The organism is Flavobacterium sp. KMS, from assembly GCF_000813005.1.
Taxonomy (GTDB): domain Bacteria; phylum Bacteroidota; class Bacteroidia; order Flavobacteriales; family Flavobacteriaceae; genus Flavobacterium.
This window is the reverse complement of sequence record NZ_JSYP01000001.1, coordinates 42,428-65,549: the sequence shown is the minus strand read 5'-3', so window position 1 is coordinate 65,549 and position 23,122 is coordinate 42,428. Positions and strand designations below refer to the sequence as shown.

The following is a 23,122-nucleotide window of genomic DNA, read 5'->3' as shown; positions in this document are numbered from 1 at the left end:
AAAAAAACAGCTCTTTTAACCATAAAAGGGCTGTTTTTAAACGATGACGTTTTTAACTTTACTAACTAAATTAATTCATTTTTATAAAGGAGTGGGAATGCAATTTTCTAACGTGATGCTACGGCTGTATTTTTAGCATTAGTTGTTTTGTATGTTTGTGAAATAGATTTATTAGACAATGTAGATTCTCCATTGGTAACATTAATTTCATATCTCAATTTTTTTACGTTGTCTTCTATATCCAGAAAATAAGTTCCTTCTGGAAACTCTGTCAGATCAAATGCTTTTAAAATTCCGCCTTTACCTGTTGCGTTTTCAGAGTAAATTAAGATACCATCTTTATCATAAATAGAAAGATTTGCTTTTGATACATTGTTTAAAGCAAATGTAATTAGTTTACCGTCGCCTTTTCTTACATGAAGTGCAAAATCGGTATTTCCATCAATTGCATAAGTACTCATTCCTGTAAAAAGTACTGCACATACTAGACTTAATTTTAGAATCTTTTTCATGGCTTTAGTTTTTTAATTATTAGTTTAATTCTCTGATGCTAAATTACTTTAAGAATATATTGTTTTACACATCTCTATTTGCCAATTTCTATGCTATATTCTCATTTACGAAAGCGTTATAGGTTAAAGTTTGAATTATATTAGGTGTTTTAGTTAAATTTGTTTTTATTTTTCAAAGAACTTATCATGAAGAACACCGCCCCAGCTCTTGAAGTGATATCAAACTCCTACGGAAGCTCTTTTAGCTATATTAGGCATGCCAAAAAGACCAATAGCAAATCCCATTTATGGCATTATCATCCCGAAATCGAATTGGTTTATGTAAATGGAGGAGCAGGAAAACGACAAATAGGAAGTCATGTTTCATATTACACCAATGGCGATTTGATTTTAATTGGAGCCAATTTGCCTCATTGTGGTTTTACCAATGAACAAACTGGGAATAAAAACGAAATCGTTATCCATATCAAACCAGAATTTTTAGGAAATGATTTTTTTGGAGTTCCCGAGATGAAAAAAGTTCAAAATGTTTTTGGTCAAGCCAAAGCAGGAATCGCATTTACAGGAGAAACCAAAGAACGAATTGGGAAGAAAATAGAAATGATGGAAAACCAACTTCCATTAGAACGATTGCTAACACTCCTGAGTATTTTAGACGAATTAGAATCTTCTGAAGATTATACGGTGCTTAACGTCGATGGGTTTTCGTTAGAATTATACACTCAGGATAATGACCGTATTAATGTTGTTTTTAATTATGTAAAAGACCATTTTCAGGAATCGATTGCTATCGATGAGGTTTCGAGTTTAGTAAGTATGACTACACCTTCTTTTTGTAGATATTTTAAAAAAATCACCAATAAAACCTTTACTACTTTTGTTAATGAATACCGTTTGGTACACGCTTCGAAGCTTTTGGCCGAAAAGCCTATTAGCATTAATGAGGTTTGTTATGAAAGCGGATTTAATAATTTTAGTCATTTTAGTAAATTATTTAAGACTTATACAGGGAAAAGTGCCATGCAGTACCGTCAGGAGTTAAAAACTGTGATTAAGTAGTTTTAACTGCAAAGAGTTTAACCGCAAAGGGCGCAAAGATTTTATAAGTGAGATTCTATAAAAACGCAAAGTTCGCAAAGCTGTATGTTTTATCGGCTTTGTGAACTTTACGTAAAACCTTTGCGTGCTTTGCGGTTAATTTTAAGCTGAGCGAATCCGTGTCATCCGCGTTCCCTTTTTAGATAATCTTTTATAATTTGAATTATATCCGACGTACCATACTGGGCGGTAATAATCCATTTTTTAGAATTGAAGTTTCATTTTGTATGTGAGAAAAAATTATATTTACATTCTTGTTTTTCGAATATTGTAACAAACAAGTAGTAATTAGTTAGATTTAATCAAAACAATCAAAATTATACTTAATGAATTTATTTAGAACACTCATCGTATTTACACTTACGGGAATAGTTGTTTCAAGCTGTGGCAAAAAAGAACCAGCAGTATTTCCGGATCCTTTAATAACCAATCGTGATACAACAATAAATCCTGCAGATGATTTTTTTAACTACGCCAATAATGGTTGGTTTAAGAAACATCCAATTCCGAGTACCGATAGTAGCAACGGTATTGGGAGGATTGTTATGGATACAATTAATGAGCAAATAAAAAGTATTTGCGAAAAATCGGCTGCAGATGAATCGGCTGCAAAAGGAAGTAACAAACAAAAAATAGGCGATTTTTATGCTTCAGGTATGGATACAATTGCCATCGAGAAAGCAGGTTTATCTCCGCTTAATAGCGAAATGAAAAAAATTGCAGCTATAAAAGATGTTCCTTCTTTGGTAAATTCTATAGCACATTTACAAACTCTTGGTACAAGTCCGGCTTTTTCATTTTATGTAGGTCAAGACGATAAAATAAGTACAAAATATGCGTTGTTTTTTGGTCAGGGCGGATTAGGAATGGGGCAAAGAGATTTTTATCTTGATACCGATAAGCGAAATGAATCTATTCGTAAGGAGTATTTAATTCATCTTAAAACGATGATGAAATTTACGGGCGAAGACGAAGCAACGGCTGCCAAAAGCGCTGCAACTATCATGAAGCTGGAAACTGATCTGGCAAAATCTTCTCGTAAACTAGAAGGGCTTAGAGATCCAGTAAAAAATTATAATAAACTTACAGTTGAACAATTTAGCAAAACGACTCCAAATATTGATTGGAAAACTGTTTTACCAATTTTGGGTATTGCCAAAGCAGATACGGTAATTGTAGGTCAGCCTGAGTTTTTTACTTCTTTAAATAAGTTATTAAAAACATATCCTGTTGAAGAATGGAAAACTTACCTTAAATGGAATCTGGTAAATTCGTATGCAGAATATTTAAATGCAGCGGTTGAGAAGCAAAACTTTAAATTCTTTTCGACAGTAATGAATGGAGTTAGTACTCAAAAACCACGTTGGAAAAGAGTTGTTGGGCAAACAGACAGCTATTTAGGTGAATTAGTAGGACAAGTATATGTAGCCGAATATATGCCAAAAGGGGTTAAAGAAAAATTACTAGAAATAGGTAATAACATACGTGATGTATTTGCTGTGCATATCAAGAAATTAGATTGGATGAGTGATGCTACAAAAGAGAAAGCATTACAAAAATTAAATAAAATCGTTATGAAAGTTGGATATCCAGATAAATGGAAGGATATGAGTAAGCTTTCTACTGATAGAAGTTCATTTTGTAGTAATGTATTAAAAGCTAATTCTTGGCATTACAATGATATGGTTAACAAATACGGTAAACCTGTAGATAGAACCGAATGGAGTATGCAACCACAAACATATAACGCTTATTATAATCCTAGTAATAACGAAATTGTGATTCCGGCTTGTAATATTATCGTTCCTGGTTATGAAGGAAGAATGCCTGATGATGCTATCTTATACGGAATTCTTGGAGGTTCTTTCTTTGGACATGAAATCACGCATGGTTTTGATGATCAGGGAAGCCAATATGATGATAAAGGAAACCTAAATAATTGGTGGACTGCCGAAGATTTGAAAAAATTTAAATCTAAAACGAAGTTGATTGTAGATCAATATAATAAGTTTACTGTACTTGGTAAGCACGTTAACGGTGAAGCAACACAAGGAGAAAATATTGCCGATTTAGGGGGTGTTGTAGTAGGTTATGAGGCATTTAAGAAAACGGCTCAATATAAAAATAATGAGAAAATTAGCGGATTAACGCCAGATCAACGTTATTTCCTTTCTTATGCTTATTCTTGGATGATCAATAGAAGAGATGAGTCTAAAATTAATCAAATCATGACCGATGTACATTCTCCAGAACAATTTAGAGTAAATGGACCTTTAAGCAATATGCCAGAATTCTATAAAGCATTTAATGTAAAAAAAGGAGATAAAATGTATCAGCCAGATAGTTTACGTGTAGTTATTTGGTAGGTTTTTTTAAGGTTCAAAGGTTTAAAAAAGGTTCAGAGGTTCAGAGGTTCAGAGGTTTTTTGTAGAGACGCACCGCTGGGCGTATTTTTGGAGGTTCAGAGTTTTTATAAGGTTTAAAAAAGGTTCAAAGGTTTTCTGTAGAGACGCACCGCAGTGCGTCTTTGTCAAAGAGAGTCAAAGAGTTTTGAACACAAAATAAACATAAACTTATTTTTTAGAGATAAGAGTAATCTCCGCAAGGAATTGACACAAACTAGTCAGTTTCTTATGGAGATTCTTTTTTTGGAAGAAAAAAGTTTGCGTTTGCTGTATGTTCAATCCAAACCTTTGTCCCTTTGAACCTCTGCGCCTTTACACCTTTTTCTAAACCTTTTTCATATCTTAGAGCCTTAGTAACTCAGAATCTCAGAACCTTTATTAAAAAACAAATGAAAAACTTTAAAATTATATTGTTGGCTGTTTTTTTATGCAGCTCCCTTTTATCTTATGGTGCCAAAGTAGATACTCTACAAATTGAGAGTGTTGCAATGGGAAAAACATATAAAGCAGCAGTTGTTTTACCAAATTCGTATGCCAAAAGTAAAGCTTCGTTTCCTGTATTGTATTTGTTGCATGGTGCTTATGGACATTTTGGAGATTGGCTAAAAAACACACCAGATAAAAAATTAGTGCAAAATTTATCTGATCAATACAATTTGATAATCGTAATGCCCGAAGGAGAAACATTTAGTTTTTACTTAGATAGTCCAGTAAATAAAGGAAGTCAGTTTGAGACTTATATAACCAAAGAAGTAATTCAGAAAATAGATAAAACCTACCGTACTATTAATGATAAAAAAGGAAGGGTAATTTCGGGGCTTTCGATGGGAGGCCATGGAGCATTGTATTTATCATCCAAGCATCCAGATTTGTTTTGCGCAGCAGGAAGCATGAGTGGCGCAGTAGATATGGGCGGAATGCTTAATCGTGACGCAGTACAGGTAACTAAATTAATGGAACCCGTTTTTGGTAAAGAAGGAGCGCCACAAGAAGTATATGCATCATATGCTGTACTTGGTATGGTTGATAAAATGAAAGCCAATAAACTAGCATTGATAATTGATTGTGGAGTAGATGATTTTTTAATCGAACCCAATCGCGAACTACACCGAAGATTGGTTTACAGTAAAGTAGATCACGATTATACCGAAAGACCAGGAGCACATACTTGGGAATATTGGGAAAATTCATTACCGTATCATGTATTGTATTTTAGTAAAGTATTGGCTAAAAATGGTATTGTGGTAAATTAAAACCATACAATTCTAAAAATATAGCCTTTTATGATTTAAATGTTATGTATTGAAAATTAATGATTTGTATGTGATTGTGTAATTTTTTTTCAAGAAAATAGTACATATTATTTTTTTTGGTTTGATTTTTGGAATACCTTTATGTATAACTTAAAAAATAAAAAAACATGAAAAAGATAATTACACTTTTTGCAATAGTAGGATTGGTAGTGTTCTCTAGTTGCGAAGGACCAGAAGGGCCAATAGGACCTCCGGGATATGATGGAGAAAATGTTAATAAAGTTTTTGAAATTAAAAATAAAGATTTTGCATATAGTGATGCTGATGGATTTAATATATATGGAACATTTAATCCATTTATAGCTGATGCTAGTACAATATTAATTTACAGATTAGTTGATGTAATAGACCCAACTACTCCAGTTTGGCAATTAATTCCAAGTACTATCTTTTTAACTAATAATCGTGTTGTGGATTATGACTATGATTTTAGTAAAAAGGATTTTAAAATTTATGTGAGTGCTAATTATGATTTAGAAACTACAGCAGCAGATTTTCTAGATAATCAAACATTTAGAATTGTGATTGTGCCAGGAAGTTTTACAAACAGATCTGTTAATAAACCAGATTACTCTGATTATAATGCTGTTATCAAGAAATATAATATTGATGATAGTAATGTAAAAGAATTGAAGTAAAACTTCTATAAAAACTAAAAAAGGGAATCGTAAGATTCCCTTTTTTGTTGGTTTAGTTTTTTATAAATGTAAATTGTTTAGTATATGGTATTCCATCACTACTGTTACCTGAAATATTTAGAAAATACGTTCCTGTTATTAAGGTTGAAATATCAATAGTGATGAGACTTGGGTCTACTATTGAAAAATTGTTTGAATTTACAATAGTTCCCATGATATTTATAATATTGACAGTAGCATTAGTTAAATTTGGATCTCCATACGTATATGATCTTGCATTTGTATTTTTAATATTGATTGTTGAAGTGGCTGGATTTGGATAAATAGTCAGAGATGATGATGTCTCTCTACCAGGATATTTATAAGTTAAATTCACTTCATTGCTATAAGATTTTTCTGTATTGTAGATATTGCTTTCTACTATGCGTCTATAATTGTACGTAGGAATTGTAGTTTCACTTCCATCTCTTCCACCACTGTTAGGAACAAATTGAAGAGGTGGAGGGAAGTAATCTTTTGATGTTGCGCCTTTAATATTTGACCAATTCCCACTAGGTTTTAGACGAGTCGCAGTGGATTGACTTTGCCATTGATAATATAAATACTGGTTTTTATCTGAAATTGCAGTAGCACCTGTAATCAGAGAAGGACTTTCAATTACATTTGACGTTGATATTTGTAAAGTTTGATCGCAGCAAATAGTATTGTTATTGCGCACAGTTCTTAATGTTATTTTTAAAGAGTTACTAGCTATTTTTAAATTTTTGTAAATAGCAATTCGTCTTATTAAATAAAAGTTATCTTCAGAGCTATTAAGATTTGGAATATTTAATGAATTTAATGAAACACTATTTTCATTAGGGAGAGTAGTCCAATTATTTACTATTGGATAAATATTATTTGTTAAACCATATTCCCATTCATATCTTTCAATATCTGCTCTTGTGTCTGTTCTTTTTGGGATATTAAAAGGGTCTTGCAAAGTGTTTAGATTTACATATGTTTGGCTTCCTTGTATTATTTTTGGATTAGTATTTATTATTTCTGCGAAGCCATTCCCATCTATGCCTGCATCAATCGAAATTTCATTTTCGGCTATTGGTGATGGAACTACAGTAACAGTAACCGTATTACTTTTATTTGTGAGATTGACAGTGTTATTATAGCCAAGACTTCTTGAAACTGTAAAGTTTTTAAGCTCGGTTATATAATCCATATTTAGAGTATGGTTCTCAGTACTTAAAAGTTTGATACTGCTATTTCCGCTCGCACTCCAAGAACTATTTATTCCATAATTATAATCTTTATATGGGTTTGCATATTGAGAGCCTACTATGGGGGCAGGTCTTTCCCCAAGCCTTACTGTTTGGTTGCAGCATAGAGAGTTTGCAATATTTGCGGGGTTAGGAGCATCGGCTGGAGGAGTTAAAGTTCCGCCTCCCATAGTTGCATTCTTTATAACTGAGAGACTAGCGCTTTTATAAATTACACCTGCACTATTTTTATATTCTGCATACACGTATCCTCCTGAAGTATTGAAATTACTCCAGTTTAAGGAGATTACAAAATTGCGTGTTGCTGTTTTTCCTCCTCCAAAAAGAAGAGGACCTCCATTACCACCAGAAGCTACGTTACCTCCTAATGCTGCAGGGTTAATATAATATACGGTTATAGTGCCATCGTTTCCTGTAGCTCCAGGAGAATCCACTTTAACACTTAAAGAAACACTCGATACAGGGGTCGATTCAAGGTTTATAGGTCCAGTAGTATAACCTTTACCGTTGACAAGCAATGGTGTAAGGGTCACTTTTTGCCCAAATAGAATTGTAGTACTAAATAAGAGCGTTAAAACGAAATAAAAGTATTTCTTTCTCATAAGTTAAAATTTAAATTAATTAATTAAATATCTTACAATCAATATACTAATTTTTTATTAAATATATTATTTTTCTTATAATTTAACATTCGAGGATACAGGAGAATTAGAGAATTAGAAAATGAGAAAAGTAAAATGTGCAAAAAAATCTGTTTTAATCCGCGTTCCCTTTCTCATTTAAGGGAAAGACAGAAAGATTAAACTTTATTCTTAATATACCTTAATATCTTAATGGTGAAAAAATCCGTTTTAATCCGTGTTTTCGCTTTAGCGTATCCGTATCATCCGCGTTCCATCTACATTTAGGGGAGAGTTAGAGGATTCTTAATAAACCTTAATCTCTTAATGGTTCGAAAAAAAACTGTTGTATTTCTATTATTTGGTTTTAGAAATTTTCTCTTTGCTTAATCGCAATGAAACAATAATTCCTATAATTAGTGAAAGTCCGATAAAAGTAAGTGAACCCCATTCGGGTATTTCGATATAATCGTGTAGTAACATTTTAAGACCTACGAAACTTAAGATGGCAATTAGACTGTATTCTAAATAACTGAATTTAGCTAACATATTAGCAAGGAAAAAATACATCGAACGTAATCCGAGAATAGCAAAGATATTAGAGCTAAAGACTAAAAAAGGATCTTTGGTAATGGCAAGAATTGCAGGAACGCTGTCGATTGCAAATAAAACGTCCATAAACTCAATTACTATTAAAGCAACAAATAGCGGAGTGGCAGCTTTTTTTCCTTTTTCAGTTAAAGTGAAAAATTTTTCATGCTCCATGTGAGAAGTAATCGGAATTACTTTTCCTAATACCTTATATATAAAAGAGTCTTTTGGATGAAAATCTTCTTCTTTGCCCGAAAATAACATTTTCATTGCTGTAAACAGTAAGAAAGCACCAAATACATAAGTTGTCCAGGTGAATTTATTGATAAGCATTACGCCAAAGAAAATCATCAATCCGCGGAAAATGACAGCGCCTAGAATTCCCCAAAATAAAACGCGATGCTGGTATTTTTGTGGAATCTTAAAAGAAGTAAAAATAATAGCAATCACAAAAATATTATCTACGCTTAAAGATAATTCGATTAGATATCCGGTAATGAATTTTATTGCGGCAGCGGCTGGTTTTAGTCCATCGGGATTTTCTATATAATCAGTACCATATAACCAATATATTACGCCAGAGAATAAAAACGAAGCGCTTACCCAGATAAGAGTCCATCTGCTAGCTTCTTTTGTGCTTATAATATGTGGTGTTTTATTAAATACGCCAAGGTCTAGAGCAAGAATAAGTAGTACTGCTATTAAAAAAAGTATCCAGACTATCATAAGCCGATTTTTTTAGTGAATTACAAAGATAGTTTTTGATTTTATACCTAAAAAGCATATTTCCAATATTTTAATGATGCTTTTGGATTGTGTAAAAGAGAAAAGTAAAAATTTTACCATTAAGAGATTAAGGGGGATTAAGTTTTGATCTGTGGTAGGGGATTTAACCGCAAAGAGCGCAATCCCGAAGCGTCGGATATGCAAAGGTCGCTAAGTTTCAAATTCTATGCGAAGGGGACGCGGATTAAACGGATTCGCTAAAGCGAAAACACGGATTAAACGGATTTTCTATCTGTTGTTTTTTTAAATCCGTTTTTCATCCGCGACTTTACTTTTTGTAAATCGGTTTAATCTGCGTCCCTTTATATAGACAATTTAAGATTTGGTACTATTCTTAAATTTTCTTAACCTCTTAATGGTAAAACTTTTTTACAAAAATAAAGGGCATAAAAAAAGTGCCTACATATATATGAGGCACTTTTTGGTTTTATGAAGCTATGAAATTACAATGCTGATTTTACAGTTTTGATAATTCTTGCAGCAATTTTATATGGGTCACCGTTAGATGCAGGTCTTCTGTCTTCTAGCCAGCCTTTCCAACCTTTTTGTACTGTAATCAATGGAATTCTTATTGATGCTCCTCTATCAGAAATACCGTAAGAGAAATCATGGATAGAAGCAGTTTCGTGTTTACCAGTTAAACGTAAATCGTTGTAAGCTCCGTAAACCGCAATATGCTCAGCAGTAACAGGACGGAAAGCCTCACAGATTCTTTCGTAAGTAGCTTGGTCTCCACAAGTTCTTAAAACTTCGTTAGAGAAATTAGCGTGCATTCCAGATCCATTCCAATCTGTATCACCAAGTGGTTTTGGGTGATATTCGATATAGTAACCATATTTCTCTGTTAAACGATCTAGTAAGTATCTTGCAATCCAAATTTCGTCACCAGCTTTTTTTGCACCTTTAGCAAATAATTGAAACTCCCATTGTCCGCAAGCAACCTCTTGGTTGATACCTTCAAAGTTAATTCCAGCTGCGATACATAAATCTGCATGTTCTTCGACTAATTTTCTTCCGTGAGTATTTTTCCCACCTACAGAACAGTAGTACATACCTTGTGGAGCAGGATAACCTCCAACAGGGAAACCTAATGGCAATAAAGTTTTAGTGTCCATGATGAAATATTCTTGTTCGAAACCAAACCAGAAATCATCATTATCATCATCAATAGTAGCTCTACCGTTAGAAGGATGTGGAGTTCCATCAGCATACATAACCTCAGACATTACTAAGTATCCATTAATACGAGTTGGATCTGGGTAAATTGCAACAGGAACTAATAAACAGTCAGAAGATCCACCTTCGGCTTGTTTTGTAGAAGATCCATCAAATGACCAATTACCAAGTTCTTCTAGTGTTCCTTTAAAATTTTCGTGTTCTTCAACTTTGGTTTTGCTTCTAAGATTTTGAGTTGGTTCATATCCATCTAACCAAATGTACTCTAACTTTATTTTAGCCATAATAATATAAATTAATTTTTCTTTTTTTTTGGATTTTTTTGTTGGGTCAAATATATATTTATTTTTTTATTGCTAGAAAAACAGGGGTAGTTTTTATTTAGGGTAATGTTATTTTTTGCATAAGCTTAATTTTTGCGCCCTAAATTTAAAAATAGGTAATTTTAGAGGGGGATAAAAAATAATTTCGCAATTATGGGTGGTGTTTTTGAAAATGAGCAAGGTTTCGCGATTGGTAAATTGTTTTATAAATACCGAAAAAGCTGCTCTTTTGTTAAATTACTTCGAAAAGACAGGGGTGTGGTTTGAATTAGTTTCATAAAATGCACAAAGGGGGCTATAATAAAGGGGATTAATTATTATATTTGCACTTTATTATCAAATCTAAATTAATAATAACTTAAAATTTGTCTGCATGTCAACATTACGTTTTCAAGCTTTAAAAGAAGCTTCAACAAGAAAATCTGTTCAGTTTGAAGAAACCGACAGAAAATCAACCATTTTTGGATCTAATGTATTTAACGATAAAGCGATGAAGCAGTATTTGACTTCGGATGCATTTAAAGGAGTACAAGGAGCAGTTCAGCATGGAACTAAGATAGACAGAAAACTGGCCGATTATATTGCGATGGGTATGAAAGAATGGGCACTCTCTAAAGGGGTTACTCATTATACACACTGGTTTCAGCCATTAACAGGAACAACTGCAGAGAAACATGATGCATTTTTTGAGATTTCTTATGATGGCAGTGATCCGGTTGAGAAATTTGGAGGAGCACAATTAGTACAACAAGAACCAGATGCTTCTAGTTTTCCAAACGGAGGAATAAGAAACACATTTGAGGCAAGAGGATATACAGCTTGGGATCCTACATCTCCAGCATTTATTTTTGGAACTACTTTATGTATTCCTACCGTTTTCATTTCCTATACAGGAGAAGCATTAGATAATAAAATACCTTTATTAAGAGCATTATCTGCAATTGATGATGCAGCAACAGATGTTTGTAAATATTTTGATAAAAATGTAAAGAAAGTTACTGCAACCCTTGGATGGGAGCAGGAATATTTTCTTATAGATAGATCTCTTGCAGAATCTCGTCCTGATCTTATGATGACAGGAAGAACCTTGTTAGGACACACATCTGCCAAAGGGCAACAATTAGATGATCATTATTTTGGTTCTATTCCTACTCGTGCTTTATTATACATGAGAGATTTGGAGCAAGAATGTATGTTATTGGGTATACCAGTAAAAACACGTCATAATGAGGTAGCACCAAATCAGTTTGAGTTGGCGCCGATTTTTGAAGAAACAAACTTAGCGGTAGATCATAACTGTTTATTAATGGATGTAATGCAAAAAGTGGCAGAACGCCATGATTTTAAAGTATTATTTCATGAAAAACCTTTTAAAGGAGTAAATGGTTCAGGTAAACATAATAACTGGTCATTAGCAACAGATACAGGAGTAAACTTGTTAAGTCCAAGCAAAACTCCTATGAGTAATTTACAGTTCTTAACTTTCTTTATCAATACGATTAAGGCGGTTAATGATTATGAAGAACTATTAAGAGCAGCAATTGCTACAGCAAGTAATGATCACCGATTAGGAGCAAATGAAGCACCACCGGCAATTATCTCTGTATTTATTGGTGAGCAATTAACAAAGGTTTTGGCTGAATTAGAAGGTGTAACAACTGGAAAATTATCTCCAGAAGAAAAAACAGATTTAAAACTAAATGTAGTAGGTAAAATTCCAGATGTATTATTAGATAATACTGATAGAAACAGAACTTCACCATTTGCTTTTACAGGAAATAAATTTGAGTTTAGAGCAGTAGGTTCATCTGCAAACTGTGCAAACTCAATGACAACTCTTAATGCAATTGTTGCAAAACAATTAAAAGACTTTAAAATTGAAGTTGATGCATTGATTGAGTTAAAAGACATGAAGAAAGATGATGCTATCTTTAATGTTTTAAGAGAGTATATAAAAGTTTCTAAAAAAATCCTTTTTGAAGGAGACGGATATAGTGAAGCATGGGAAATTGAAGCTACCAAAAGAGGTTTGAGTAATCATAAAACAACTCCTGAGGCATTAAAAGCCAGAGCATCTAAAAAAGCTTTAGATTTATTCTCGGAATTGGGTATCATGAACCATGTTGAGGTTGAGGCACGTTACGAAATTGAATTGGAAGAGTACACTAAGAAAATTCAAATAGAAGGAAGAGTTTTAGGAGATATTTCTAAAAATCACGTTATCCCAACAGCTATTCGTTACCAAAATACATTAATAGAGAATGTAAAAGGATTAAAAGAAATCTTTGGAGACGATTTCCTTACTATAGCAAAAGAGCAAATAGTATTGATTAAACAAATTTCTGGACATATCGAAGGAATTAATTCTAAAGTAGAAGCGATGACTAACGAAAGAAAGAAAGCAAACCATCTTACAGATGCACAAGAAATGGCCGAAGCGTATTGTAATAACGTAAAACCTTATTTTGAGGATATACGTAATCATTGCGATAAACTAGAGCTACTTGTAGATAATGAAATTTGGACATTGACTAAATATAGAGAGCTATTGTTTACAAAATAAGAGCTTAAAGCGCATTATAAAAGGGTCTGGCATTTTGCTGGACCTTTTTTGTATAATAAATTCAAAAATGGGGTTTAAAATGCATTTTTTAGAATGAAATTCAAATCTGAATATTGATTTAATGATAAAGTAACTTTTTTCTGATAGCAATTTAAGATAAAATTAGCATTTCGTCGTTATTGTTTTGCAGTTCATCGAAAAGGTGATTAACTTATTGAAAAATAGATGTTTGTATTTATTTCGTTAGCAGAAAGTTCTTTAAATTTGAATCGTAATTAAGAAATAAAGCTTCACACTTTCCCCTTTATTTAACCTATCGATAATTACAATTTTGCAGTGATTCCCCGTCACGAAACCTACATAATAATTTGTATTAATAACCAATTAAATATATTTATTATGAAAAAAGTAGTTTTAAGCATCTCCGCGATGCTATTTGTTGGTACAGCTGCAATTGCGCAAGCTAATGTTAGTGATGTAGATCAAACAGGCTGGATAAATGGAGCCTTGGTATCTCAGGTAGGTTATTCAAATGATTCACAAGTTACACAATTTGGTTTGGCAAATTTAGCATTTGTTAGTCAAACTGGAGATGATAATGAGTCAGATGTTTCACAAGCAGGTATTTTTAATATCGCAGCTGTAAATCAAAACGGAGATGATAATAGTGCAACTATAGCACAATTAGGTCTGGCAAACGTGGCAACAATCGACCAAATGGGAGATGATAATGATGCATTAACTGTACAATTAGGAGCATTTAACTCAGCTTCAACTATTCAATCTGGAGACAACAATAGTGCTACAACATTACAATTCTTTGTAGGTAACTCATCAACTATTGAACAAGATGGGGATGGAAACAATGCATTTGTTGTACAATCTTATTGGTTTAACACCTCAGATATTTATCAATTAGGAGATGGAAACACAGCAATTACAGCACAACTTGGTTATGACAATACATCTAGTGTTTACCAAGATGGTACTGCTAACTTTGCGTTAACACTACAATTAGGAAACGACCACATGAGTACAATTACTCAAACAGGTATTGCAAACGGAGCTATAGTTTTCCAATCTAACTAAGCTTTACTTGAAAAGAGTAGAATTTAATTCTGCTTACAATTCAGTTTATACCAGTTTTATTTATGAAACTGGTATAAATTTTTAAAGAAGATTTATTTTAAAAATATGTCATGAAACCAGCAGTGTATTTAATATTACTTTTATTTACAAATATTGCTTTCACACAGGAGTTAAATCCTTTAGATGTATATGCTATAAAAGCATTAGAAAGTAATAATGACTATAGAAACCAAAATGCAAATCTGTTTGTTCAAAATAATAATATTGTAAAAATTATGCAAATTGGAAATTACAATGCTACAGATATAAGTATCATTAGTAATAAATCCAATGTAGTTCTTAATCAAATTGGTAATGACAATTATATAAATATGTATAAGAAAGCACCTGAAATTAATCAATCAGTTGTTCAGTCTGGAAATAACAATATGGTAAGCGACTTTTCTTTATACTCCAGTGGAGCTATAAATATGTCGATTAATCAAAGAGGAGATAATCTGACCATTTTTAATAATGGCTCAAACTCAATATCAGAGGGAATGAGAATTACCCAAACCGGAAATTCAGGCACTATTTATATTTTCAATCACTAATATTATGGAGCGATATAATCTAAATATTATTTTAATTATTATGATGTTAGTAGTGCAAAACACATTTGCACAAGTGGTTTATACAGAGGTAAAAGCTAAAATTGAAATTGAACAAATCGAAAATTCATTGGCAATTACCGGAACTGCAGAAAATTTAAAAGCAGAGTTTAAAAACATCTCCTATAAATTATCAGTTTTAAAAGTAAATAAATCCAATACTAATAAATCCAATAATGCACAAGACGGCAGAGTTACACTAGAACCAATTCAAAAAGTAAACCTCTCCAAAACACAAGTAAATTTTACTAAAGACGACGAAATAATTATTCTATTATTAATTTATGATGATAATAATGCAGTAATAGGAAAAGACAAAGTAATATTTGGAGGAAAAGATGAATCTAAAACAGAGATTCAAACACCTACAGACGGATTAGAAATGATTGGTATAGTTTCTAACGATACCAAGACTAAATTGGGCAATGATTTTTACGATTATTTTTATTCAGAATATTCGAAATTAAAAATCAAATCACATAAAATCGTTACAGTTCGAGAAGAATTAACCTTCGGGAGAACAACTAAGATAATGATAGATGTTGATGGAGAAATAATTGATGAATTTATTTCAAGACCAGACGAAGATTTTTTAAAATACATGGCAGAATCATCTTCGGCCAAAATTTTCAAGTATTTTAAAAATATCGAAAGACAAAATAAATTAATCACTCAGTATTAAGTTGTGCATTTAATTAGTTGACATTCGAATAGATTAATTAAATGTTTTTTGGCAGTTATTTTTAAACCCTAAAAATACCAAAATGAAGACAATAACTTTACTATTTTGTTTACTAGGAATATGTTTTACTTCGGTTGCGCAAGATTTGGCCTATAAACCTATCAACCCAGCTTTTGGCGGAGATACGTTTAACTACAATTGGCTACTTAGTTCAGCGCAAGCACAAAACGACTACAAAGAAGATAAGACAACTGGATTCGAACAAAAATCAGATTTACAACGTTTCAAGGAAAATCTTAACAATCAGTTACTAAACAAACTTTCTAATTCATTATTCGAGGATCAGTTTGGTACAGGTACAGGAGGAGGTATAGGTACTGGTGGTACAGGAGGAGGAATAAAACCGGGATCTTATGTCTTTGGGACACTCTCTGTAGATGTATATGACTCTAATCTTGGGCTTGTTGTAGATATCCTGGATATAGAAACAGGAGAACAAACGCAAGTAATTGTTCCTGGAAACAATTAGGATTAAATTTTTATTCCTAGTAATAAGTTTTACATTTTTTATCGCTAATAAGTTAATAAAAAATCACTTATGAATCAAAAATCACTTTTTGGAGTCCTAATAGCTATTTTATTCTCAGGTTGTGGTGCTTATTTTAATCAACCCGTTGGAGTACAAAAAGCTGTTTATGGAGAGAATACACCAGCTACCTCGGCATTAACCAATATCCCTAAACCCAAAGAACAAATTGTTGTAGGGGTTTATAAATTCAAGGATCAAACTGGGCAATACAAAGCCGTAGAACTAGGTAGTACATTTAGTACAGCAGTTACACAAGGAGCAACTTCTATCTTGATAAAAGCCCTTGAAGACTCAAAATGGTTTATTCCAATAGAACGAGAAAACTTGGGGAATTTGCTTAATGAAAGAAACATCATTAGATCCACAAGACAAGAATATGCTACCAAACCCAATGAAAAAGAAGCCCCATTAACGCCTCTTTTATTTGCCGGAGTTTTACTGGAAGGAGGTATTATATCCTATGACACAAATATAATTACAGGAGGATTTGGAGCCAGATATTTTGGCGCCGGAGCTTCAGTAAGATATAGACAAGATAGAGTTACAGTTTATCTAAGACTTGTTTCAACATCAAATGGTAAAATCTTAAATACCGTTTATGTTTCCAAAACAATTTTATCACAAAGTGTCGATGCCAATTTATTTCGATATGTAAACCTAAACAGACTTCTGGAAGTCGAAACAGGATTTACCCGAAACGAACCCATACAATTAGCCGTTACCGAAGCTATAGAAAAAGCAGTCGAAGGACTTATTGTAGATGGTATCAAAGACAAATTATGGGAAGTAAATGCCCCACAAACCCAAGTTGATAATTTTATTGCCAATTATGACAACGAAAAAAGCGAAGCCGACTTAGCACAACTATACGGAAGAAACCTAGCCGAAAAAAGAGGTCGTTTTGGTATAGAAGTAGCAGGAGGAGCAACCCTTATGAAAGGGGATTATCCTAGTCCGGTTGCAAAACCAATGGGAAGAGGAGCCGTGAAATATTTCTTTACACCAAATTTAGATATAAGTGCCTCGACAAATGTTTTTAAACTCGGTAATAAAGATAAGCTAGATGTTGGGTATGCAACCCTCGATCTAAATCTAGAATTATTGGTATTGCCCTATGACAACTTTACGCCTTACATATTTGGCGGCGGCGGAATAGGATTTAATTCTAAGTATGAAAATAGGCATACCAAAGTACAGTTTGGAGGAGGATTAGAATATTTGGTAACAAGTAATCTTGGACTCAAACTGTACGGAGAATACAATATAAATTTCACAGATATGATAGATTATGTCGATAGCGGAGTCAGGGATGATTATTACTGGCGTTTCGGATTAGGGGTAACATATTACTTCCCGAAAAACTATCACAAGAAAAAAAAGATGTAAAAAAATATCATTCAAAAAATTCGTCGAATAAACTCGATAAAGTCTAACAAAATAAAATCTACAAATGAAAATAGGATTAAGAATTTTAGTGTGTTTTATTCTTTTGATTTCTTGTAGTGAAGAACAGCTAGAGGATGGAGCAAGTGGAACTGTAAAAGGAAGAGTAGTCGAATCGGGAACATTTACTCCCATCGAAAATGTACGAATATCTTCGAGCCCTGCAACAAGTACGGTATTTACAGATAAAGACGGTTATTTTACTTTAGAGAAAGTGTTGGTTGGAGATTACTCCTTTCAGGCTCAAAAAGACGGTTATATTGCCAGATTCGAACCCGGAAAAGTTACTGCCGATGCAACAATACAAATTATATTCGAATTGCAAATTTCTACAGCAAACAACAAACCGCCAGATATTCCGGTTTTAACAGCTCCAGTAGATAATGCAAAAGACCAACCGTTAAATTTAAATCTAACCTGGACAGCAGCCGATAAAGAATCTGATTCTTTAACTTATACCGTTACCTTAAAAAATGGAACGACCGATGAGATTAAAACATATCCAGATCTTAAAGAAAAAACGCTGGCGATAAAAGATTTAAACTATAGTACAAAATACTATTGGCAGGTAGCCGTTTCAGACGGAATTAATAAACCAACTAATAGTGTAACCAATTCATTTACAACATTGGCATTTCCAAATCCAAGATTTTTATTTGTCAAAAAAATAAATAATAACAACGTAATTTACACCGCAGACGAAGCAGGGAATCAATTACAACTAACATCATCAACTGTTAATAGTTTTAGACCAAGAAAAAACCTAAGTGTAAATAAAATTGCGTACCTTAGTTCTGATGGTTCTCAGAGTCAGATATATACGATGAACCCGGATGGATCTGGAGTATTTAGAGTTACAAATTTTGTACCCGTTGCAGGATTTAATATGGAGTATGTAAATTACTGCTGGAACACAAACGGAAGTCAGATAATTTATCCAAATTTTGATAAACTATATCGTATAGATTCAGATGGAGGAGGACTCATTCAGTTATTTCAAACACCAAACGGAAAATTTATATCCGAATGCGATTGGAGTCAGGACGGATCACAAATAGCATTAAAAGTAAACGACAGATCAGGATATAATGTAGAAATTTATGTGATAGATATGGCGGGAACAGTTTTATATACAATACAAACAGGTTTAAGTGGTGCAACAAGCGGATTAAACATTTCTATAGATAATCAGAAAGTGATTTTTACAAGAGACGTTTCCGGTTTTGAAAACACAACATACCGAAGATTAGATTCCCGAATTTTCATGTACACACGTTCCAACAATACTGCAGCAGAATTAACAACTCAAAAACAGAATGGTTTTAACGATTTAGACGTGAAATTCTCACCAAATGAAGCCGAAGTTATTTTTGTAAATACATCCAATGATGGATTATCAGCACAAAATGTACAAAAAGTAAGTGTTAATAGTGCAAGTGGTTCCGCATCGTCAAGAACCACACTATTTCAAAACGCATCAATGCCCGAATGGAAATAAGCGTGGTATGGATCTAGATTTCCAAACACTTTTTTCTAAAAATCCGATAAGAGTCTCAAACTTATCGGATTTTTTTATGTTTCAGACAGCCATAAAACCCAACAATTAAAAAAACTGGTTATCTTTGCACCACATCAACAACACAAACTAATTTCATGAGTTCAGATTCTAGCAAAAGGTACGCACAAAGAGGAGTTTCGGCATCTAAAGAAGACGTACACAACGCCATAAAAAATATTGATAAAGGATTGTTTCCACAAGCATTTTGTAAAATCGTCCCAGATTATTTAACCCAAGATCAGGATTATTGCCTTATCATGCACGCCGATGGAGCAGGTACAAAATCATCTTTGGCATATATGTACTGGAAAGAAACAGGCGATATATCAGTATGGAAAGGAATTGCACAAGATGCATTAATCATGAATATAGATGATTTGTTATGCGTAGGAGCAACCGATAATATCCTACTTTCATCAACAATCGGAAGAAATAAAAACCTAATTCCAGCCGAAGTAATTTCAGCAATCATAAACGGAACCGAGGAATTAATAAAAGAACTAGACACCTTTGGCGTAACCATCCATTCTACAGGAGGAGAAACTGCCGATGTGGGCGATATCGTTCGTACCATAATCGTAGATTCTACTGTAACAGCAAGAATGAAACGTTCAAAAGTAGTAGATAATGCCAACATCAAAGCAGGCGATGTAATCGTAGGGTTAGCTTCATTTGGACAATCAACTTACGAAAAAAGCTATAATGGTGGTATGGGAAGCAACGGACTAACATCTGCACGTCATGATGTTTTTGGTAAATACCTGGCAACCAAATATCCAGAAAGTTTTGACGCAGCAGTTCCCGAAGAACTAATTTATTCAGGACAAGTAAAACTTACCGATGCTGTCGAGAATAGCCCGATAGATGCAGGACAATTGGTGCTTTCGCCAACAAGAACCTACGCACCAATTATCAAGAAAATATTAGATAAATATACACCAGAACAAATTCACGGAATGGTACATTGCAGTGGAGGAGCACAAACAAAAATCCTTCATTTTGTACAGAATTTGCACATTATAAAAGACAATTTATTTCCAGTTCCACCATTGTTTCAGCTTATTCAGGAACAATCTAAAACCGATTGGAAAGAAATGTACCAAGTATTTAATTGCGGTCACCGTATGGAATTATACGTTCCCGAAGAACTTGCAGAAGACATAATTGCTATTTCAAAATCATTTAATGTCGATGCACAAATCGTAGGAAGAGTAGAAGCAGCCGACGATAAGAAACTGACAATTACCAGCGAATACGGTACATTCGAATATTAATATTTTAAGGTAGTAGAGACGCACCGCAGTGCGTCTAACATTGCCTTTTAATATTAAAGACATCATTAAAATAATAGCTTTTTTAGGAGCTAATCCCGCTATCCGCTATATCTTTTCGGGCGAACACCGCCCAAAAAGGATGTCGCTACTATCGGGGCTAAAAATCACGTTATCATGTACGAATTACTTTTTTGGAGATACTCAGAAGGAATTTATTTAAACCATCACGAAGTTTACGAAGCACTTATCGAAGAGCAGGAAGTCGACGGTTTAGAGGAACTTCCAGTTACTGTAATCCTAAACAGGATAGGTTCATTGTTTTCCAAATGGGAAAAAGTCGATGATAATAGCTGGAAAAACAACGAAGGAAAAGGAGCATTTCAAGTTATAACTACACCGCAAAGCGTTAGAATAGACTGTTACGGAACCCAAGGAAAAGCCATGGATATTCTGGTAGGTGCCTTAGAAGAATTTAAATGTCCGCTTTACGACCCGCAAGTTCCAGAGCGTTACGACGAAATGAGCGAATAACAAAAAGAGTTTTTAAATAGATTATAAAATTATTTTTTTTACAAAATGGATTTCAATTTCTCTGAAAATATAGTACTCGAAGACGACTTAGTTTTATTACGTCCGTTACAAAAAACCGATGTAGAGAATTTATTAGAAATTTCTATCAACGAGCCCAATACCTGGGAATATTCGTTAATTCGTGCCAACGGAAAAGAAAACCTAGAGAACTATATAGACATTGCCTTAAAAGCAAGAGAAAAGAAAATAGAATTCCCATTTATAGTCTTTGATAAAAAATCAGGAAAATACGCAGGAAGCACCCGTTTTTACGATATGCAACTTCAGTTTAAAACCCTGCAATTAGGATATACCTGGTACGGTTCAGCCTTTAGAGGAACAGGATTAAACAAACATTGTAAATTCTTGTTATTACAATACGCATTCGAAACCATGGGAATGGAACGAGTAGAATTCCGCGCCGATAATAATAACCAACGAAGCATCGCAGCCATGAAAAGTATCGGTTGCAAAGTCGAAGGAGTTTTACGTAATCATATGCCTACTTTTGGCAGCGAAGCACGCCGAGATTCAATTATCTTGAGTATTCTGCGAGAAGAATGGTTTGATGAGGTAAAAGAAAACTTGAGGAAAAAGCTGTAAAATAAGTTGTTGGTGTAATTCGTTAAGAAGGTTAACTGCAAAGGTTTTAAATTGGTGTAATCTTTTAATCTGTGGTAAAAAATTAACCGTAAAGCTCACAAAGTTTCTCCTCAATTTTGTCTTTCTGAGGAACGAAGAATCTCCACGAGAAACTCCATAATCTGTGGCAAAAAAAATAAACGCAAAGGGCGCAAAGAGTTACGCAAAGCACGCAAAGCTTCTCCTCAATATTGTCTTTCTGAGCGGAGTCGAAGAATCGTAAGAAACTCCATTATCTTTTTAATTGTTGCTATGATTTAACCGCAAAGTTCGCAATGGTTTACACAAAGCAAGCAAAATTTTAAGTTTATAGTTAAAAAACTTTTTTACAAAGTTTATCACAAAACAACCACAATATTGTCTTTCTGAGGAACGAAGAATCTCCGCGAGTAGCTCGCCAATCTAGAAATACTTTATGTTAGCTTCTTACGGAGATTGCTTCGCCAGTTCGCTAGCGCTCGTGTCTTCGTTCCTCAGAAAGACAAGTTTGCGATGGCTATTCCACATCTTTTATGATCAATCTGTTATTTTTTAGTTTAGCAAAAAGCAATTAAAACTTGTTTCTAACCATCAGCAAGAATAACATTTTGCTCTTTCCTAATTTTTACAACAAGCTTATCAATATGTGTTTTTACTTTTGTAGGTAATGAATTCCAGTTTTTATCTTTTTTAAAGCTTCTGCAATAATCTAAGTCACATTCAACAGCACGTATAACATACTTTTTACCTTTATAAAGAGTAATAATTTTAATACGTCTTAAGTCACCAACATCTGTTTTTGTGCCATAAACAAGTACTGGCTCAATATAACCATCATCGTCTAAATCTTGTGTGCTGCAATATTTTGTCCAGAACCAAATAGAAGTTTCTTCAACTTCGGCACTTTCAATTAAATCATTTATTTTCCATTTTTCGATATAACCACCATGATCGTTTAAATAGCAAACAGCTTCAATTTTGGTATTTAGCGTATCCTTGTCTGAAATTACTTTTTGGTTTTCGCTTAGAACCAATTCATAAACACCACCTTTATCTTGATATTCATAGGCTCTAAAAATGGGGAATTTACCACCATCTAAATCTCTTTCGGTTATTTCGGTTTGGCTTAATACTTTGCTTTGTACAGCTTGCGAAAAACTAATTGTAGAATAAAAGAAGAAGAATAATAAAATGAAATTTTTCATGAGATCAATTACTTTTTTGAATACTCAAAGATATTCATTTTTAGCCTTATTAAAAACAAGAGAATATATGATAGTATATCAGAGCTAATATAATTCAGTAACAATTTTCATTAATAGAATTCGCAAAGTAATTTTTAAAAAA

19 protein-coding genes are annotated in these 23,122 nt (G+C 33.3%); 14 read left to right on the top strand and 5 right to left on the bottom strand.

The features are described 5' to 3' along the window. Positions 1-107: 107 nt before the first annotated feature. The gene (locus OA93_RS00255; RefSeq protein ID WP_039111083.1) at positions 108-512 is read right to left on the bottom strand and encodes a hypothetical protein; all 405 of its coding nucleotides are present in this window, start codon (positions 510-512) and stop codon (positions 108-110) included. A 186-nt stretch (positions 513-698) separates the two neighbouring features. Between OA93_RS00255 and OA93_RS00250 the strand changes: the two genes are divergently transcribed. From OA93_RS00250 to OA93_RS00235, 4 genes are all read left to right on the top strand, one after another. Continuing rightward, positions 699-1,571 carry an AraC family transcriptional regulator gene (locus OA93_RS00250; protein WP_039111082.1) on the top strand — a complete coding sequence of 291 codons (873 nt, stop codon included), beginning with the start codon at positions 699-701 and terminating at the stop codon, positions 1,569-1,571. Between the two features lie 365 nt (positions 1,572-1,936). Beyond that, positions 1,937-3,976 carry a M13 family metallopeptidase gene (locus tag OA93_RS00245; protein WP_039111081.1) on the top strand — a complete coding sequence of 680 codons (2,040 nt, stop codon included), beginning with the start codon at positions 1,937-1,939 and terminating at the stop codon, positions 3,974-3,976. 428 nt (positions 3,977-4,404) lie between these two features. Beyond that, complete coding sequence (locus OA93_RS00240; protein ID WP_039111080.1) at positions 4,405-5,268, top strand: alpha/beta hydrolase-fold protein; 864 nt, start codon at positions 4,405-4,407, stop codon at positions 5,266-5,268. Between the two features lie 167 nt (positions 5,269-5,435). Further along, a complete protein-coding gene (locus OA93_RS00235; protein ID WP_039111079.1) occupies positions 5,436-5,966 on the top strand; it encodes a hypothetical protein in 531 nt (176 codons plus the stop codon). Positions 5,967-6,018: 52 nt separating this feature from the next. On the opposite strand, the gene OA93_RS00230 is transcribed toward OA93_RS00235, so the two are convergent. The 3 genes from OA93_RS00230 to OA93_RS00220 all read right to left on the bottom strand — a co-directional run bounded on the left by OA93_RS00230 (position 6,019) and on the right by OA93_RS00220 (position 10,697). Beyond that, positions 6,019-7,842: a T9SS type A sorting domain-containing protein gene (locus tag OA93_RS00230; protein WP_039111078.1), complete on the bottom strand. Its 1,824-nt coding sequence runs from the start codon at positions 7,840-7,842 to the stop codon at positions 6,019-6,021. 375 nt (positions 7,843-8,217) lie between these two features. After that, the gene (locus tag OA93_RS00225; RefSeq protein WP_039111077.1) at positions 8,218-9,177 is read right to left on the bottom strand and encodes a TerC family protein; all 960 of its coding nucleotides are present in this window, start codon (positions 9,175-9,177) and stop codon (positions 8,218-8,220) included. Positions 9,178-9,680: 503 nt separating this feature from the next. Continuing rightward, positions 9,681-10,697: a glutamine synthetase beta-grasp domain-containing protein gene (locus OA93_RS00220; protein ID WP_039111076.1), complete on the bottom strand. Its 1,017-nt coding sequence runs from the start codon at positions 10,695-10,697 to the stop codon at positions 9,681-9,683. A 412-nt stretch (positions 10,698-11,109) separates the two neighbouring features. Between OA93_RS00220 and OA93_RS00215 the strand changes: the two genes are divergently transcribed. The 10 genes from OA93_RS00215 (at position 11,110) to OA93_RS00165 (ending at position 21,757) form a co-directional block, all read left to right on the top strand. Further along, positions 11,110-13,299 carry a glutamine synthetase III gene (locus tag OA93_RS00215; RefSeq protein WP_039111075.1) on the top strand — a complete coding sequence of 730 codons (2,190 nt, stop codon included), beginning with the start codon at positions 11,110-11,112 and terminating at the stop codon, positions 13,297-13,299. Between the two features lie 399 nt (positions 13,300-13,698). Beyond that, positions 13,699-14,388: a hypothetical protein gene (locus OA93_RS00210; protein WP_039111074.1), complete on the top strand. Its 690-nt coding sequence runs from the start codon at positions 13,699-13,701 to the stop codon at positions 14,386-14,388. A gap of 110 nt (positions 14,389-14,498) precedes the next feature. After that, a complete protein-coding gene (locus tag OA93_RS00205) occupies positions 14,499-14,981 on the top strand; it encodes a hypothetical protein (RefSeq protein WP_039111073.1) in 483 nt (160 codons plus the stop codon). Between the two features lie 4 nt (positions 14,982-14,985). Further along, on the top strand, positions 14,986-15,720 hold the full coding sequence (locus OA93_RS25305) for a CsgE family curli-type amyloid fiber assembly protein (protein WP_052259321.1): 735 nt from the start codon (positions 14,986-14,988) through the stop codon (positions 15,718-15,720). A gap of 82 nt (positions 15,721-15,802) precedes the next feature. Next, positions 15,803-16,249: a curli assembly protein CsgF gene (locus tag OA93_RS00190; RefSeq protein WP_039111072.1), complete on the top strand. Its 447-nt coding sequence runs from the start codon at positions 15,803-15,805 to the stop codon at positions 16,247-16,249. Positions 16,250-16,318: 69 nt separating this feature from the next. Next, positions 16,319-17,695: a CsgG/HfaB family protein gene (locus tag OA93_RS00185; protein WP_039111071.1), complete on the top strand. Its 1,377-nt coding sequence runs from the start codon at positions 16,319-16,321 to the stop codon at positions 17,693-17,695. A gap of 64 nt (positions 17,696-17,759) precedes the next feature. Beyond that, positions 17,760-19,250 (top strand): carboxypeptidase regulatory-like domain-containing protein, encoded by a 1,491-nt coding sequence (locus OA93_RS00180; protein WP_039111070.1) that lies wholly within the window; start codon positions 17,760-17,762, stop codon positions 19,248-19,250. Positions 19,251-19,405: 155 nt separating this feature from the next. Then, a complete protein-coding gene (locus OA93_RS00175) occupies positions 19,406-20,584 on the top strand; it encodes an AIR synthase related protein (RefSeq protein ID WP_039111069.1) in 1,179 nt (392 codons plus the stop codon). Between the two features lie 174 nt (positions 20,585-20,758). After that, a complete protein-coding gene (locus tag OA93_RS00170; protein ID WP_039111068.1) occupies positions 20,759-21,115 on the top strand; it encodes a hypothetical protein in 357 nt (118 codons plus the stop codon). Positions 21,116-21,160: 45 nt separating this feature from the next. After that, on the top strand, positions 21,161-21,757 hold the full coding sequence (locus tag OA93_RS00165) for a GNAT family protein (RefSeq protein ID WP_039111067.1): 597 nt from the start codon (positions 21,161-21,163) through the stop codon (positions 21,755-21,757). Positions 21,758-22,359: 602 nt separating this feature from the next. Here OA93_RS00165 and OA93_RS00160 read toward each other — a convergent pair. Beyond that, positions 22,360-22,980: a hypothetical protein gene (locus tag OA93_RS00160; RefSeq protein ID WP_039111066.1), complete on the bottom strand. Its 621-nt coding sequence runs from the start codon at positions 22,978-22,980 to the stop codon at positions 22,360-22,362. Positions 22,981-23,122 lie beyond the last annotated feature (142 nt).